This is a genomic window from Pseudomonas sp. R43(2017), from assembly GCF_002112345.1.
In the GTDB taxonomy this organism is placed as follows: Bacteria; Pseudomonadota; Gammaproteobacteria; order Pseudomonadales; family Pseudomonadaceae; genus Aquipseudomonas; species Aquipseudomonas kribbensis.
In genome coordinates, this window is record NZ_NEHJ01000007.1 from 249,207 (window position 1) to 265,701 (window position 16,495).

14 protein-coding genes and 1 pseudogene are annotated in these 16,495 nt (G+C 60.6%); 9 read left to right on the forward strand and 6 right to left on the reverse strand.

Annotated elements, in window-relative coordinates:
- The first annotated feature begins 36 nt into the window (after window positions 1–36).
- Entirely contained in the window at window positions 37–2,439 is a 2,403-nt protein-coding gene (locus tag CAG02_RS20830) for a dermonecrotic toxin domain-containing protein (protein WP_371857768.1), read from the forward strand.
- Between the two features lie 3 nt (window positions 2,440–2,442).
- Here CAG02_RS20830 and CAG02_RS20835 read toward each other — a convergent pair whose 3' ends face one another.
- Window positions 2,443–3,237: an IclR family transcriptional regulator gene (locus CAG02_RS20835; RefSeq protein WP_085711742.1), complete on the reverse strand. Its 795-nt coding sequence runs from the start codon at window positions 3,235–3,237 to the stop codon at window positions 2,443–2,445.
- Between the two features lie 163 nt (window positions 3,238–3,400).
- On the opposite strand from CAG02_RS20835, the gene hmgA reads away from it, so the two are divergent.
- The 4 genes from hmgA (at window position 3,401) to CAG02_RS20855 (ending at window position 8,168) form a co-directional block, all read left to right on the forward strand.
- Entirely contained in the window at window positions 3,401–4,696 is a 1,296-nt protein-coding gene (hmgA, locus tag CAG02_RS20840) for a homogentisate 1,2-dioxygenase (RefSeq protein WP_085711741.1), read from the forward strand.
- Window positions 4,697–4,699: 3 nt separating this feature from the next.
- Window positions 4,700–6,004 carry a fumarylacetoacetase gene (fahA, locus tag CAG02_RS20845; RefSeq protein WP_085711740.1) on the forward strand — a complete coding sequence of 435 codons (1,305 nt, stop codon included), beginning with the start codon at window positions 4,700–4,702 and terminating at the stop codon, window positions 6,002–6,004.
- Window positions 6,005–6,016: 12 nt separating this feature from the next.
- A complete protein-coding gene (gene maiA / locus CAG02_RS20850) occupies window positions 6,017–6,652 on the forward strand; it encodes a maleylacetoacetate isomerase (protein WP_085711739.1) in 636 nt (211 codons plus the stop codon).
- A gap of 145 nt (window positions 6,653–6,797) precedes the next feature.
- Entirely contained in the window at window positions 6,798–8,168 is a 1,371-nt protein-coding gene (locus CAG02_RS20855; protein WP_085711738.1) for an aromatic acid/H+ symport family MFS transporter, read from the forward strand.
- 50 nt (window positions 8,169–8,218) lie between these two features.
- On the opposite strand, the gene CAG02_RS20860 is transcribed toward CAG02_RS20855, so the two are convergent.
- On the reverse strand, window positions 8,219–9,022 hold the full coding sequence (locus CAG02_RS20860) for a SirB1 family protein (protein WP_085711737.1): 804 nt from the start codon (window positions 9,020–9,022) through the stop codon (window positions 8,219–8,221).
- Between the two features lie 184 nt (window positions 9,023–9,206).
- On the opposite strand from CAG02_RS20860, the gene CAG02_RS20865 reads away from it, so the two are divergent.
- Window positions 9,207–10,226, forward strand: a complete 1,020-nt coding sequence (locus tag CAG02_RS20865) for a Glu/Leu/Phe/Val dehydrogenase dimerization domain-containing protein (RefSeq protein WP_085711736.1) — start codon at window positions 9,207–9,209, stop codon at window positions 10,224–10,226.
- Between the two features lie 167 nt (window positions 10,227–10,393).
- Here the strand turns inward: CAG02_RS20865 and CAG02_RS20870 are convergent.
- Window positions 10,394–10,651 (reverse strand): annotated as a pseudogene (locus CAG02_RS20870) (YebG family protein); the annotation flags it as partial.
- Window positions 10,652–10,944: 293 nt separating this feature from the next.
- Between CAG02_RS20870 and CAG02_RS20875 the strand changes: the two are divergent.
- Window positions 10,945–11,445 carry a phosphate-starvation-inducible protein PsiE gene (locus CAG02_RS20875; RefSeq protein ID WP_003221775.1) on the forward strand — a complete coding sequence of 167 codons (501 nt, stop codon included), beginning with the start codon at window positions 10,945–10,947 and terminating at the stop codon, window positions 11,443–11,445.
- Here CAG02_RS20875 and CAG02_RS20880 read toward each other — a convergent pair.
- The 3 genes from CAG02_RS20880 to CAG02_RS20890 form a co-directional block, all read right to left on the reverse strand.
- The gene (locus tag CAG02_RS20880; protein ID WP_085711734.1) at window positions 11,442–11,759 is read right to left on the reverse strand and encodes a DUF3509 domain-containing protein; all 318 of its coding nucleotides are present in this window, start codon (window positions 11,757–11,759) and stop codon (window positions 11,442–11,444) included. The two genes, CAG02_RS20875 and CAG02_RS20880, sit on opposite strands and share 4 nt — an antisense overlap.
- Window positions 11,760–11,958: 199 nt before the next feature.
- A complete protein-coding gene (locus CAG02_RS20885; RefSeq protein WP_085711733.1) occupies window positions 11,959–13,260 on the reverse strand; it encodes an HAAAP family serine/threonine permease in 1,302 nt (433 codons plus the stop codon).
- Window positions 13,261–13,323: 63 nt separating this feature from the next.
- Complete coding sequence (locus CAG02_RS20890; RefSeq protein WP_085711732.1) at window positions 13,324–14,700, reverse strand: L-serine ammonia-lyase; 1,377 nt, start codon at window positions 14,698–14,700, stop codon at window positions 13,324–13,326.
- Between the two features lie 135 nt (window positions 14,701–14,835).
- On the opposite strand from CAG02_RS20890, the gene CAG02_RS20895 reads away from it, so the two are divergent.
- Entirely contained in the window at window positions 14,836–15,783 is a 948-nt protein-coding gene (locus CAG02_RS20895; protein WP_085711731.1) for a LysR substrate-binding domain-containing protein, read from the forward strand.
- 200 nt (window positions 15,784–15,983) lie between these two features.
- A complete protein-coding gene (locus tag CAG02_RS20900) occupies window positions 15,984–16,391 on the forward strand; it encodes an HPF/RaiA family ribosome-associated protein (protein WP_085711730.1) in 408 nt (135 codons plus the stop codon).
- Window positions 16,392–16,495: the final 104 nt, after the last annotated feature.

Genomic DNA, 16,495 nt, shown 5'->3' on the forward strand with positions numbered 1-16,495 from the left:
GAACAGGCGAGGCCTGGGCTTCCACCAACTGCCAAGGTGAATGAATTGAATATTGCATTGAATGAAAAGCACATGCTCGGTAGTCAGCCGTTGTGGCTTGATCGACTTGATCCCAATGTTCGAAATGCCTATTTCGAGCGACAAAGGGCATCCGCCACTCAGGAGGGAAATCTTCAAGGTCTGCTGGCACCTTTCGGGTCGCTCAAAGAGTATGCCCGGCATGTGGTCAATCAGGTTTTGCATCTGGAGTTCGGAGATGCGTTCGATGCCGATGAGATCCAGTGCACATCCCGCTACACCTTCGCGGTGGGGACCCGGCAAGTTGTGCAGGAAGAAATCCGATCGCTGACAGAGCAATTCATCCTCGGTTTGCATGAGGAAGGTCGCAGGGCTGTCGTTTCTTTCAAGGGGCGGGATCTTCCTCCCAGGCTCAACCAGCAATGGCTGGAGGAAATACTGATTCATGATGTCCGATCGCGCTATGGCGCGGAACTGGGCAAGCGTTACCAGCGTGCCGATGTCATTGCGGCGATGGCCGGCGCATTGCGAGAAAGCCTGCTGTTGAGCGCACTGGAGGCTCGTTATCAAGGCCACCTCAGCAACGACGACAATCTTTCGAGCATCCAGCGTGCGGTGACAGGCGACGGTGCATTCGTGATCGATGGCATCCGGTTTCTCGACAACACGCGACCATTGGCACAGATACTGGTGATCGGGTTTCGCGAGGGGCGTGACGCCCCGATGTTCCTGTACGCGCCGCACTCACCCGGCGGTCAGACGTGGTACGAGTGCCGAAGCCGGCGTCAGGTGGACATCACCGTGATCGACTGGACCAGAGAACCGGCAGGACGCGACTTCATCGCCTCCCGTGCTCATGCCTTGAACCGCGACCAGATTGTCGGTTTTCTGAAAAGGCTCGAGCAGTTGCCGACCCTCTGGGAAGGCATCATTCCGGTCCCCACCCCACACCTTGCCGATGAAGTATTGAATGGCATTGTGGAAAACGAACGGACCTGGAGAGTTTCTGAAGAGGAAAACCAGAGACCCTACGGGTACCGAACCGCGCCGGTTGAGCAGCGCCAGCGGTTTGCCCGCATCCATTGCGAGCTCAAGGCATTGCAGACGCTGGCGGTGCGTGAAGGGGGGCTGATCACCTATGAGCGGTTCTGTTTTGAGCTGATCAAGGAGCGTGTCGAACAGATCCTGCGAGAAAAAGGCGAGCAGACCCACGTCAATCCAGACCTGATCTACGTGGACGTCGATCCGCAGCGGCAAATGACGTTGACCGAGTTGATCATCACCGAAACCCATTTTTATGCCAACGATGCCGGCTCGCCCTGGAGTTATCCGCGCTTTACTCTGGCCCCCGCCCATCCTCCGCTCAAAAACCTGGATATCCGCCACATTGCCAGTTGGTCGCGAACCCTGCGTCCAGGTGAAAAATATATCGAAATGCTGACGAAGGAGTACCTCGATCCCACTCATCCAAAAGGTGCATTCAAGCGACAGATTCACAAGGAAATTTCACTCCGCCAGATGCAGATCGGTGTGCTTCACGAGCGCTTTCACGGACGCCTGAACACCGCTCGATTCGATGAACTCTTGCGGATCATCGATGCCGGCGAAAAGGTCGATACCCGCCCGCTGTTTTCCATTCCGTTCGAAGAGCCGGGGCTGTTCCAGTTCCATATCCGGGATCGACCGGTCGTGGGAGTCTTTGTTCTTCGCGGGATAAGCGCAGGGCAGTTTGAGAGTTACCTCTTTACCCCGGATTCACCTGACGGTCGTTTGATCCGGCCGTTTTCGGAGTTTGTTCCGGCAGTCAAGACTCTGGGACTTGGGCAGTATTTCTACAAGCGGGTGAGGTACAAGGATCAGCCAGTGGTCGGGACCTATATCACCGATCTGGAACAATTGAGAAGTTTCACTGAGGCACCGGATGTTCAGCCGTATTCGCGAGCCACTGATTTCAGCGGTGATTTCGACGGTTTGATCCAGCGGACCCTTTCCGATGTCGACGAGAAAACCGAAAGTCTCAACGAAATCGTTTTCAGTCTGGTCTTCAATGCGGTGGAAGCTGCAGCCACGGCCATCAGCATTGTGATTCCGCCAGTGGGTATCGCGATGAGCGTGGCGCTGCTGACAAAAAATCTGTGGGAAGCGGCCGAGGCTTACAACGATGGCGACCGTGCAACGGCACAGGTGCATTTTTTCTGGGCGCTGGTCGAACTGGCATCGTTGGGCAAGGCCGGTTATAGCCGTTTGGCTCCTACGAAAGCGCAGAAGGATCTCATCGGATTGTTGGGTGATGTCTACACGGTCGAAAAGTTCTTCTCTCAGGCGACCGGGCAAAAGAGACTTCCGTTGCAGGCGCTGGAGATCATTCAGTCAGTTCTCGATGAACCAGACTCCTTTGTCAGCCGGACTTACCTCAGATAACGGTCAGGACGTACGTTCCTCCGGCTGATACCCCATCCGCCAGCTCACGGCCCGCGTCGCCGCCAGCAACCGCTGCGCCGCCGGGCCGTTTTCGTCGGCGTGAAACAGCGATGTCGGGCCGACGATGGTCAACACCGCCGCGATCTGCCCGAGGGCGTTGAACACCGGTGCCGAGAGGGCGTCGACACCAGGCATCAGCAAACCGTGCACATGATGCAGGCCGCGTTCGCGGATCTGTTCGCACAATGCCGAATAGGCTTTTTCGTCTGCCAGCGGATGGCTGCCGCTGGCGATTTCCTGTTCGCGCAATTCGTCGGTTTCCCGGTGTGGCAGATAGGCGCCGAACACCAGTCCTGTCGAAGAACTGAGCAGTGGCAACACCGAGCCCAATTGCGTCACCACCGTCACCGCGCGCACCGCCGGTTCGATGTGCACCACGGTCGCGCCCTGATTGCCCCACACCGCCAGGAAACAGGTTTCGTTGAGTTCGTCGCGCAGTTCGGCCAGCGGCAGGGCGGCGACTTTCAGCACGTCCATACTGTTGAGAGCGGCCAGACCCACGCGCAGCGCTTCACGGCCGAGGCCGTAGTGGTTGGTGGCGGTGTTCTGCTCGGCGAACCCGCTGGCGATCAATGCCTGCAGATAGCGGTGAACCTTGCTCGCCGGCATCTGCACATGTTCGGCCAGGCGCGACAGCGAAGTGGACGGCGACAACTCGGCCAGAGCCTTGAGGATGTCGGTGCCGACTTCGGCGGAGCGGACTTTCTGTTTGCCGTTGCTGTCGCTGGTTTTTTCCATGGTGCTGCCGTGTCCCGGAACGAATGGGCGTCTTTATAGCTTGACGCTGGATAGCGAGCAAATTACGTTATGCGTAATTGAATTACGATAAAAATAACCCCGGCGTGCCAAGACCTCTGACCCAGAGCGTCCGGCCATGCCGACTCCCTGTTCAGGAGGCTCCATGAACCTCGATTCAGCCCTGGCTTACCAGTCCGGTTTCGGCAACGAATTCAGCTCCGAAGCGTTGCCCGGCGCACTGCCCGTCGGCCAGAACTCCCCGCAGAAAGCCCCTTACGGCCTCTACACCGAACTGTTCTCCGGCACCGCGTTCACCATGACCCGCAGCGAAGCGCGGCGCACCTGGATGTACCGGATCCAGCCGTCGGCCAATCACCCGGCGTTCGTCAAACTGGAGCGGCAACTGGCGGGCGGCCCGTTGGGCGAAGTCACCCCCAATCGCCTGCGCTGGAACCCGCTGGAGATCCCGTCCGAGCCGACCGATTTCATCGACGGACTGGTGAGCATGGCGGCGAACTCCGGCGCCGACAAACCGGCCGGCATCAGCATCTACCACTACTGCGCCAATCGTTCGATGGAGCGCGTTTTCTTCAACGCCGACGGCGAACTGCTGCTAGTGCCGCAACTGGGGCGTCTGCGTATCGCCACCGAACTTGGCGTGCTGGAAGTGGCGCCACTGGAAATCGCCGTGTTGCCACGGGGCCTGAAATTCCGCGTCGAGCTGCTTGACCCGCAGGCACGCGGTTACATCGCCGAGAACCACGGTGCGCCGCTGCGCCTGCCGGATCTGGGGCCGATCGGCAGCAATGGCCTGGCCAACCCGCGAGACTTCCTGACCCCGGTCGCCGCTTACGAAAATCTGCAACAACCAACCACGCTGGTGCAGAAATTCCTCGGCCAGCTGTGGGGCACCGAACTCAATCACTCGCCGCTGAACGTGGTCGCCTGGCACGGCAACAACGTGCCGTACAAATATGACCTGCGCCGCTTCAACACCATCGGCACCGTCAGTTTCGATCACCCGGACCCGTCGATCTTCACCGTGCTGACCTCGCCGACCAGCGTTCACGGTCTGGCCAACCTCGATTTCGTGATCTTCCCGCCGCGCTGGATGGTGGCCGAGAACACCTTCCGTCCGCCGTGGTTCCACCGCAACCTGATGAACGAATTCATGGGCCTGATCCAGGGCGAATACGACGCCAAGGCCGAAGGTTTCGTGCCCGGCGGTGCATCGCTGCACAGCTGCATGAGCGCCCACGGCCCGGACGGAGAGACCTGCACCAAAGCCATCAATGCGGACCTGAAACCGGCCAAGATCGACAACACCATGGCCTTCATGTTCGAGACCAGCCAGGTGCTGCGCCCAAGCCGCTTCGCCCTCGACTGCCCGCAACTGCAATCCACTTACGACGCCTGCTGGGCCACGCTGCCCGCCACGTTCGACCCGACCCGGAGATAACCCATGACTCAGAATTCCATCACCCGCAGTTGGGTCGCTTCGGCCAACGGCCACACCGATTTCCCGTTGCAGAACCTGCCGCTGGGCGTGTTCAGCGTCAATGGCTCGGCGCCGCGCGCGGGCGTGGCGATCGGCGAGCACATCTTCGATCTGCAAGTGGCGCTGGAGGCGGGTCTGTTCGACGGCGTCGCGCGCAGTGCAGTCGAAGCCATGCACGGCGGTGAGTTGAACGCCTACTTCGAACTCGGCCGCGAAGCTCGCGTTGCCTTGCGCGAACGTCTGCTGGAACTGTTCAGCGAGGGCAGCAACCATCGCGGCAACATCGAAGCCCAAGGCGCGAAACTGCTGCCGCTGGCCGCCGATTGCCAGCTGCACCTGCCGGCGCGCATCAGTGACTACACCGACTTCTACGTCGGCATCGAGCACGCGCAAAACGTCGGTAAACTGTTCCGCCCGGACAACCCGCTGCTGCCGAACTACAAACACGTGCCGATCGGTTACCACGGTCGTGCGTCCACCGTGCGTGCTTCCGGCACCGACGTGCGCCGTCCGAAAGGCCAGACCCTGCCGGCCGGTGCGACCGAGCCGACCTTCGGTCCGTGCGCTCGACTGGACTATGAGCTGGAGCTGGGGATCTGGATCGGTCAGGGCAACGAGATGGGCGAATCGATCGCCATCGGCGATGCCGCTGAACACATTGCCGGTTTCTGCCTGCTCAACGACTGGTCGGCCCGTGACATCCAGGCCTGGGAATACCAGCCGCTCGGCCCGTTCCTCTCCAAAAGTTTCATCACCAGCGTCTCGCCATGGGTGGTGACCGCCGAAGCGCTGGCGCCGTTCCGTACCGCGCAACCGGCGCGTCCGCAAGGCGATCCACAGCCGCTGCCGTACCTGCTCGACAAACGCGATCAGGATGGCGGAGGTTTCGACATCGAGCTGGAAGTGCTGCTGCTCACCGAGAAGATGCGCGAGCAGAACCTGCCGGCCCATCGCCTGACTCTGAGCAACACCCGCTACATGTACTGGACCGTCGCGCAAATGGTCGCGCACCACAGCGTCAACGGCTGTCAGTTGCAGGCCGGTGACCTGTTCGGTTCGGGCACTTTGTCCGGCCCTGAAAACGGCCAGTTCGGCAGCCTGCTGGAAATCACCGAGGGCGGCAAAAAGCCGATCGAACTGGCGTCCGGTGAAGTGCGCAAGTTCCTTGAAGACGGCGACGAAATCATCCTGCGCGCCCGCTGCGCCCGCGAAGGTTTTGCCTCGATCGGTTTCGGCGAATGCCGTGGCACCGTGCTGGCGGCGCGCTGACAGGAGCGGCTCATGGATCTCTATACCTATTACCGTTCCACCTCGTCATACCGGGTGCGGATCGCGCTGGCGCTAAAGGGTCTCGACTATCAGGCGCTGCCGGTCAATCTGATCGCACCGCCCGGTGGCGAACATCGGCAACCGGCGTATCTGGCGATCAACCCCCAGGGCCGGGTGCCGGCGCTGCGTACTGACGACGGCAAGTTGCTGATTCAGTCGCCGGCCATCATCGAGTACCTGGAAGAACGTTATCCACAGGTGCCGTTGCTGCCCGAAGACCTCGTTGCCCGCGCCCGGGTGCGCGGTGTGGCGGCGGTGATTGGCTGCGACGTGCATCCGCTGCACAACGTCAGCGTGCTCAATCGCCTGCGTGGATTGGGGCATGACGAGCCACAGGTGACCGAGTGGATCGCCCACTGGATCGTTCAGGGGCTGGCGACGGTCGAGCAGTTGATCGGCGACAGCGGTTTCTGTTTCGGCGAGTGGCCGTGCGTGGCTGATGTGTACCTGATTCCGCAGCTATACGCGGCCGAGCGTTTCAATGTTTCGCTTGAGGCGTATCCACGGATTCGCCGAGTGGCCGCGCTGGCCACGGAACATCCGGCGTTCATCGCGGCGCATCCGGCGAACCAGCCGGACACGCCGTAACCCCTGTGGGAGCGAGCTTGCTCGCGAAGAGGGAGCGTCAGCGCCAGCAATGTCGCCTGACTGACCGCTTTCGCGAGCAAGCTCGCTCCCACAATAGATCTGCGCTGTGACCAAAAAATCATAAAAACAAAACAGGTACCTTGCGATGCACAACCAGATTGCCAGCTTCCGGGCGGCACTCGACGCCCGTCCGGTGTCCCGCTTTCAGTGGTTGCTCCTGATTCTTCTCGCCTTGCTGCTGGTCACCGACGGCTATGACGCCCAGGTGCTCGGTTACGTGGTGCCGGCGCTGGCGCAGGACTGGGGTCTGGAGAAGTCCGCGTTCGGCCCGGTGTTCAGCGCCAACCTGCTGGGTCTGACCCTTGGCTCGCTCGCCGTAACGCCACTGGCCGACCGTTTCGGCGTGCGGCGGATTCTGCTCGCCTGTGTGCTGATCTACGCCAGCCTCACCGTGCTGATGGTGTTCGCCGATTCCCTGAACACCCTGATGATTGCGCGCTTCATCTGCGGCATTGGCATGGGCGGTGCGATGCCCAGCGCCATGGCGTTGATGTCGGAGTATTCACCACCGCGCCTGCGTACGCTGATGGTGACGCTGGCGGCCTGCGGTTTCTCTTTCGGTGGTGCGGCGGGCGGTTTTGTCGCGGCCGGGTTCATTGATCGATTCGGCTGGCAAGCGGTGTTCCTCGCCGGCGGTGTCACGCCGTTGCTGCTGTTTCCGTTTCTCTGGTGGATGCTGCCGGAATCCTTGCCACGCCTGCTGCGCGATGCGCCGCCGTATGCGCGCCTGCGCAAGGTCACCGCGCGAATGCTGCCGGACTGGCAACCACCCGCTGCGTCGGTCGAGCAGAACGAACGCGAGCAGGGCAGCAAACTGACCGTGGTGGAATTGTTTCGCAACGGCTATGCGCGTCCTACCTTGCTGATCTGGGCGACATTTTTCGTCAGCCTGATCCTGCTGTATTTCATGATCAGCTGGCTGCCGTCGCTGCTGCTGGAAAGTGGCCTGAAACTCAATGAGGCGAACCTGGTGACGTCGATGTTCCTGTTCGCCGGCACGCTGGGCGCGATCTGCATGGCGTGGTTCGCTGATCGGTTGAAAAGCAAGGTACGTCTGCTGTCCGGCGTGCTGGCTGGCGCAGCGGTGTGCACGATTCTGTTGGGCCTGAATCACGACAATCCGCGTTATCTGGTGGCCTGTGTGTTTGCGGCGGGGTTCTGCATCATCGGTGGGCAATTGACGCTCAATGCGTTTGCCAGCAATTTCTATCCGGCCCACGTGCGCGCCACCGGCACAGGCTGGGCGCTGGGGGTAGGGCGCTTCGGGTCGATTCTCGGGCCGCTGTTCGGCAGCCTGTTGCTGGCGATGCATATTCCGGTGCAGCAGATTTTCTTCTTCTGCGCGATTCCGGCAGTGATCGCGGCGTTGCTGATCATTCAGGTGCGTTCGCCTTCGCAGGTTGCGCAAGATCCTGTGCGAGCGAGTTTGCTCGCGAAGAACGATAACGCGGTTTGACTGATCGACCGCGTCGCCTGAATCGCGAGCAAGCTCGCTCCCACAAGGGATCAGTGGACGACTGAGTTGGGTGGCAGATGTCCCAACCGCTCCGTCAGGCGAAGCCGCTGAATCGGGTCGTCACTGAGCAGTAGCGCGTGCTCCAGGTCGAAGCGTTCGGCGTTCGGGCAGTCCAGGCGCTGATACAGGCTGGCTCGGGCCAGGTAGTCGGCGACGCTGGCATTGCCCAGTTCGAGCACGCGTTCGGCATCGATCAGCGCCGCGATGTAGTCATCGTGGGTCAGATGCAATTGGCGCAGGTTGCGTGACAGACGTTGCAGCATTTGCAGCGGTGTGGCGGTCAGCAGGTGGTCGGCCTTGAGTTGCATCTGGTGGCCGTATTGGCGATGCAGCAGCTCGCGGCAATCGTTGGGGTACAGGCGTCGCCCGCCACAGGGATCAAGCAGGTGATCGGCGCCGGGAACCTTCAGCAGGAAATGCCCGGGGAAGTTCACGCCAACCAGCGGAATCTCCAGGCCTCGGGCCAGTTCGAGAGCAATCAGCGCCAGGGCCAGCGGTTGGCCGCGGCGGGTCTGTAACACTTTGTTCAGCAGCGCCGCCTGCGGGCGCACTGGCGCAAAATCGTCTTGCGCGAAGCCCAGCTCGACCATGCGCCTCAGCAACGGTTGCGCCAGCTCGCTGACCGGCAACAACGGCAAGCCAAAGCTGACCCGTTGTTGCAGCTCGATGAAATCCTGCAACAGCGCATCGGGATCGACGTGCTTATCGTGTTCGGCGGCCATCCACAGCGCTGCCTCCAGCAGCGCAGGCGGTGAACGGTGCAGACACTCGAAAAAACGTTGGCGCGGACTCATCAAAATCTCCGGAGAATGCCTCGTTTTAGCCCCGTCTCTGTCATTCGTCCAGTACCGCGCCGCTCTGCCATCGGGTTATGCCGCAACGCATTGGTCGCTGCAGGGCCTTATTCCCGTGCGCTTCAGCAATTTTTGGGCGCAAGCCTATACTGGCGACTACCAGAAGTGATTCGGGAGCCTGCCGATGTTCGCTCTCATGCAAAGCACTCGCCTGGAATCGCTGCACCTTAGCGTTGATCCGGTCTCCGGATTGAAGGCGGTCATTGCCATTCATAACAGTCGCCTCGGGCCAGCCCTGGGCGGGTGTCGTTATCTTGCCTATCCGAACGACGAGTCCGCCGTCGCGGACGCCATACGTCTGGCCCAGGGCATGAGCTACAAGGCGGCGCTGGCCGGTCTGGCCCAGGGCGGCGGCGTCGCCGTGATCGTGCGGCCGGCCCATGTGGAAAACCGTGGCGCGCTGTTCGAAGCATTCGGTCGTTGCATCGATCAACTCGACGGCCGCTACATCACCGCCATCGACAGTGGCACTTCGGTGGCGGACATGGACTGCATCGCCCAGCAGACCCAGCATGTCACCAGCACCACGTCCGCCGGCGATCCGGCGCCCCATGCCGCGATGGGCGTGTTTACCGGGATTCGCGCTACGGCCATGGCGCGGTTGGGCAGCGATAACCTCGAAGGCTTGCGCGTGGCGATTCAGGGGTTGGGCAATGTCGGTTACGCACTGGCCGAACAACTGCACGCTGCGGGCGCCGAACTGCTGGTCAGCGACATCGACCACGGCAAGGTGCAACTGGCGATGGAGCAGCTCAACGCCCATCCGATTGCCAACGACGCTCTGCTCAGCACGCCGTGCGACATTCTTGCGCCGTGCGGTTTGGGCGGTGTGCTCAACAGCCACACGGTCACCCAGTTGCGCTGTTCGGCGGTGGCTGGGTCGGCCAACAATCAACTGACCCATCTGGACGTCGCCGATCAACTGGAGCGGCGCGGCATCCTGTATGCACCGGATTACGTGATCAATGCCGGTGGGCTGATTTACGTTTCCCTCAAGCACCGGGGCGAAGAACTGACCACCATCACGGCGCACCTGTCGAAGATCAGTTCGCGGCTGACCGAAGTGTTTGCTCACGCCCAGGCGGAAAAACGTTCACCGGCGCGGGTTGCGGACGAGCTGGCGGAGAAGGTGTTGTACCGCTGAGTTTCTTCCAGACATGAAAAAGCCCCTGAGTCATTCAACTCAGGGGCTATTCAATTCAGAGGCGTCAATTCAGGTGTCGATTACTTCGCAGCCTTCGCCGCCTTGGCGGGTTTGGCCGGGGCTTCTGCAGGTTCGGCCGCGTCTGCCGTCTCGGTCGCTACGACCGGTGCAGCCGGTGCGTTGATCAGCTCCGACAGGGCATCAGGCTGGCTCTTGAACGCCCGGGCAAACACATCGCGGTTCTTCGCCATGTAGATCCCGACTTCTTCCACTTGCTGCTCGCTCAACGAAGGAACGGCTTTTTCCAGCACTTCGGCCAACAGTTCGGCCAGTTCGAGCATTTTGTCATGACGGTCAGCTTCGGCTTTATCCATGAACAAGCGCTCCAGATCTCGGCTGCTGCGGTATACCACTTCGACGGCCATTCACCACCTCACATGCCTTCACATTAAGTTGTCTTTGCGACTACTGTATCTATATACAGCGAAAAGGATAAGCGAATCCCTGCGCTTTGGGTAGTGGCTTTTTAATGTAGACCGGATTCGGAGTTTGTCAGTCCGATTGCGCCGCGCAGGTGCGACCAAACGCCACGGCGCGGGTTTCGCGGCGCCTCGCCATGATGGCGTGGCCTCTTTTCTGCATGCATCTGCGTACGTGCGCAATAACCGTCACGTCCAGCAAGCAACATCCGCTCGAACCGGGCTAAGGAACCTTCATCGTGAAAATCAACTGGGCCGAGAAACTGCGGCAAAACGTGCATCAACTGGCCGAGTCCCTGGGCAACCTGTTCGTCGAGACTTTCCACTACCTGGCGCTGTTCGCCATTGGTGCGGTGACCGCCTGGGCGGCGGTGATGGAATTTCTCGGGATGCTCGAGGAAGGGCATATCAAGATCGATGACATTCTGTTGCTGTTCATCTACCTGGAACTGGGGGCGATGGTCGGGATTTATTTCAAGACCAATCATATGCCGGTGCGCTTCCTGATCTACGTGGCGATCACTGCACTCACACGCCTGCTTATCTCCAACGTCTCACACCACAACCCGCCGGACATGGGCATCATCTACCTGTGCGGCGGGATTCTGCTGCTGGCGTTCTCGATCCTGGTGGTGCGTTACGCTTCGTCGCAATTTCCTTCGGTGAAAATCGAGAAGCCGCAACGCAAGCTCGGTGCGGGTTCCGGTGAGCACCCGGAGATCGAGAAGGGCGAGCTCTAAAGTCCGATCGAGGGTCGATGCTGGCCCTTGATCTGCCGCGGTGGCGGGGTGAGCCCGTCGCCACGGGTCATGGCTTCGAGGATCGCCATGGCGCTGTGGCCCTGTTCGATGGCGATGCCGAACTGGATGCTTTGCACCAAGCGTTTGAGGCGTTTGGGATCGTTGCGCTGTTCGGCGCTGATCATCCGTTTGGCGACGATCCGGCCGCCGTTGGAAAGGGTCAGCATGATGCTGCCGTCGAGGCCCTGAATGCTCAGGTTGATCTGATAGTCCGGCGCGAAGGCATCGGTAATGATCTGAAAAGGATTGTCCATGATGCGTCACCGCCTGATTGAACGTGCAGTTGTTGACCGGCCTTGATCGGGTTGGTTCGCCAAACCTGACCGTCGGCCATTCCGTGGTCCTGTCTCCTTCAGCGGTGTAGCAAGGGACATGCCGGGAATATTGTCGAACAACAGAACCGGCCAAAAAGAAGGCGAGCCCATGGCTCGCCTTCTTCGTTTACGGCCCGTTTCAGGGCAGAACCGAGTAGATGATCGCCGACAGTGCAATCAGGCCGATCAGCACCACGAACACGTTGGACACCTGGCCCGAATACTGGCGCAAGGCTGGCACGCGGCGGATGGCGTACATCGGCATCAGGAACAACAGGCAGGCAATCACTGGCCCGCCGAGGGTTTCGATCATGCCGAGGATGCTTGGGTTGAAGGTCGCCACGGCCCAGCAGCTGAGGATCATGAACAGCGCCGTCGCACGGTTCAGCCAGCTCGCCGACATCACCCGGCCACGGCCGCGCAGGCTTTTGACGATCATGCCCTGGAAGCCTTCGCTGGCGCCGATGTAGTGGCCGAGGAAGGATTTGGTGATTGCCACCAACGCAATCAGCGGCGCGGCGTAGGCGATTACCGGGGTCTGGAAGTGGTTGGCCAGGTACGACAGGATCGAAATGTTCTGCGCCTTGGCCGCTGCCAGATCCGCCGGCGACAGCGCCAGCACGCAGCTGAAGCAGAAGAACATCACCGTCACCACCATCATGCCGTGGGCCATGGCGAGGATGCCGCTGCTCTTGCGTTCGGCCTGGTCGCCGTAGCGCTGTTTCTGCTCGACGGCAAACGCGGAAATGATCGGCGAATGGTTGAACGAAAACACCATCACCGGGATCGCCAGCCACAGGGTCTTGAGGAACACCGACATTTCCATCGGTTCTTGAGCACTGGCGAAGAATGCGCCGTTCCAGTTCGGGATCAGGCTGAGACCGAGCAACAACAACGCGGCGACGAACGGATACACCAGCACGCTCATGGCTTTGACGATCACGCTTTGACCGCAACGCACGATGGCCATCAGACCGAGGATCAACGCCAGCGACAGCACCGCGCGCGGTGGCGGGGCGATGTGCAACTGATGTTCGAGGAAACTGCTCAGGGTGTTGGTCAGCGCCACGCTGTACACCAGCAGGATCGGGAAAATCGCGAAGAAATACAGCAGCGTGATCAGTTTGCCGGCGCCGACGCCGAAGTGTTCTTCCACCACTTCGGTGATGTCACCGGAGCGGCCCGACAGCACGAAGCGGGTCAGGCCCCGGTGCGCGAAGAAGGTCATCGGGAACGCCAGCAACGCCAGGATCAGCAACGGCCAGAAGCCGCCAACACCGGCGTTGATCGGCAGGAACAGCGTACCGGCACCGATGGCCGTGCCGTACAGGCCGAGCATCCAGGTGGTGTCGAATTTGCTCCAGCCCTTGTGGGCGGTTTCGTTATTGCGTGTGCGGTCTACAGCAGGATTTTCGGCAGCAGGTGTGCGTACATCGGTCATCGTTTTTGCCTCGTTATTATTCTTGCTCGGGCTCACGTGTTACAGGCGGTCAGGGAGCGCTCCTCAGCACTCCACCCAGCTCACGGCCAGGCCGCCCCGTGAAGTCTCTTTGTATTTGTCATGCATGTCGGCGCCGGTATCGCGCATGGTGCGGATCACCCGGTCGAGGGAAATGAAGTGTTTGCCGTCGCCGCGCAGGGCCATTTGCGTAGCGTTGATCGCCTTCACCGCAGCGATGGCGTTGCGCTCGATGCATGGCACCTGCACGAGGCCGCCGACTGGATCGCAGGTCAGGCCGAGGTTGTGTTCCAGGCCGATTTCGGCGGCGTTTTCCAGTTGCTCCGGCGTGGCTCCCAGAACATCGGCGAGGCCCGCAGCGGCCATCGCACAAGCGGAGCCGACTTCGCCCTGGCAGCCGACTTCGGCGCCGGAGATCGAGGCGTTTTTCTTGCACAGGATGCCGACGGCGGCCGCGCCCAGAAAGAACGCGACCACGTCATCGTCCGAGGCGTCCGGATTGAATTTCATGTAGTAGTGCAGGACGGCCGGGATGATCCCGGCAGCACCGTTGGTCGGCGCGGTGACCATGCGCCCGCCGGCGGCGTTTTCTTCGTTGACGGCGAGGGCGAACAGGTTGACCCACTCCATCGCCGACAGGGTCGAACTGATGACGTTCGGTTTGCCGATTTCCAGCAGGCTGCGGTGCAACTTCGCCGCACGGCGCGGCACATTCAGACCGCCAGGCAGGACGCCTTCATGGCGCAGCCCCTGCTCGACGCACTCGCGCATCACCGACCAGATATGCAGCAGGCCCTGACGGATCTCGGCGTCGCTGCGCCAGGCCCGTTCGTTGGCCATCATCAGTTCGGAAACCCGCAGGTTGTGCTGCTTGCACAGCGCCAGCAGTTCGACGGCGCTGGAGAAGTCGTAGGGCAACTCGACGTCACCGGCCGGTGCTACGCCGGATTCGGCTTCGGCCGCTTCGATGATGAAACCGCCACCGACCGAGTAGTACGTTTGCGTGAACAACTCGGCAGATTCGCCAAAGGCTGTCAGCGACATGGCGTTGGGGTGGTAGGGCAGGCTTTCGTCCAGCAGCAGGAGATCGTGTTGCCAGTTGAAGGCAATGTTTCGCTGCCCGGCCAGACAGAGTTGGCCGGTTTCCCGCAGTTGCTGGATGCGCGGGTCGATGGTCGACGGATCGATGCTGTCCGGCCATTCGCCCATCAGGCCCATGACCGTTGCGCGGTCGGTGGCGTGACCGACGCCGGTGGCTGAAAGCGAGCCATACAAACGGATTTCCACCCGCTTCACATCCAGCAGCAAGTGCTGGTCGATCAGGGCCTGGGCGAAGGTCGCGGCGGCGCGCATCGGGCCGACGGTGTGGGAACTGGACGGACCGATGCCGACTTTGAATAGATCGAAAACACTGATAGCCATGCTAAAGCCTTACAAGCAATGGAGTAGGAATCGCCGCCATTTTTTGTAGGACAAGCGCAATGTCGGCGATACTGCCTACCTCGCTTCAGCGTGACTAACGAAACTTCCTAAGTAAGCCTTTAGCAGGACTAAACCATGAGCCGTCAATTGCATGCCCAGACTTACGTCTGGCTGCAGGTGTTTTCCTGTGCCGCGCGGCACCTGTCGTTCACCCGTTGTGCCGAAGAACTGCACATCACGCCGGGGGCGGTCAGCCAACAAATCCGACAACTGGAAGAGCGTCTGGGCTTTCGCCTGTTTCACCGTCGCGCACGGGGTGTGGAGCTGAGTGCGGAAGGGCAGCGACTGGCGATCACCGTCAACGAGGCTTACGGCAGCATCGATGCAGAGTTGCGTCGTCTCGATGCGGGGATGATCAGCGGGATCCTTCGAGTCCGTTCGATTCCATCGTTTCTCAGCAAATGGCTGACCCCGCGTCTGCCGCGCCTGCAACAACGTTACCCGGACATCCAGCTGCGGCTGGTGGCCGAGGACAGCAGCGTGCCGTTGCATGAAGGGGACTTCGACCTGGCCATCGACTTGAACGACGGCAGTTATCCGGGCCTGTTATCCACAGCCTTGCTCGACGAGCAGATTTTCCCGGTGTGCGCGCCGGGCCTGCTGCGCGGACGACCGCCCCTGCACGGGCCGGCGGATCTGGTGCATTTCCCGTTGCTGCACGACATCACCGCGTGGCGCGGCAGTTATGAGTACGCGGAGTGGGAGTTCTATCTCAACGCTGTCGGTTTCGAGGGTGCCGACGTACGGCGCGGGCACACGTTCAACCGCAACCACCTGACCATCGAAGCGGCGATTGCCGGCATGGGCGTGGCGATTGCCCGGCGCACGCTGCTCAACGACGAGCTGGAGCGGGGGACTTTGATCGTGCCGTTCGGGATTTCGGTGCCCAATCACAAGCGCTATGTATTGCTCTATGCGCCGGGGGCGTTGAGCCATCCGGGCGTGCGCGCGGTGCATGACTGGCTGGTGGAAGAGGCGGAGATTTTTCGTGGCCTGCACCCGTTGGGTGATGGCCAATTGTGAGCAGATTTTTCAGGGTGACGGGGCGACCCAACTCCCGACCTTACCAGCGCTTCACTCGGTTGTCCGGCTTTTTTTGCGTATGAATATTTATCTTTTTTCAGGGGTTGAAATGTTCGTCAAGCGGGCCGATTGTTGTAATCAAGAGGTCACGAAATCCTGTTCAAGGCCTCTTGCGAGCTAGCTGAAATAAGGGATGAACTATGCAAATCCAAGTCAACAGCGACAACCATATTCAAAGCAGCAAACGACTGGAGGAGTGGGTACGAACCACAATTGAGAGCACGCTCGACCGTTATGAGGAAGACCTGACCCGTGTCGAAGTCCATCTGAGCGACGAGAACGGTGACAAACCGGGTCCCCATGATTTGCGCTGCCAACTGGAAGCGCGGCCAAAAGGCCATCAACCGATTTCCGTCACCCACAAAGCCGATTCGCTGGAACAGGCGATCGATGGTGCAGCCGAAAAACTGGAGCACGCGCTGGAGCACCTGTTTGGCAAACTGCGGGGCAAACCGCGAGCCGCTGTGGTGCCGTTCGAAAGAAAGGCGAATGACCGGTTGCTGGAGGAAGAATTTCTGGAAAACGAACAGGCAGCGATCAACAGTTGATGCGCTGATTTTATAAGTCACCCAATGAGAACGGGCCTGCAATTGCAGGCCCGTTTTTGTTTGTGGTGGGGTTGAACCCCCTCTCCCTTGGGGAGAGGGCAAGG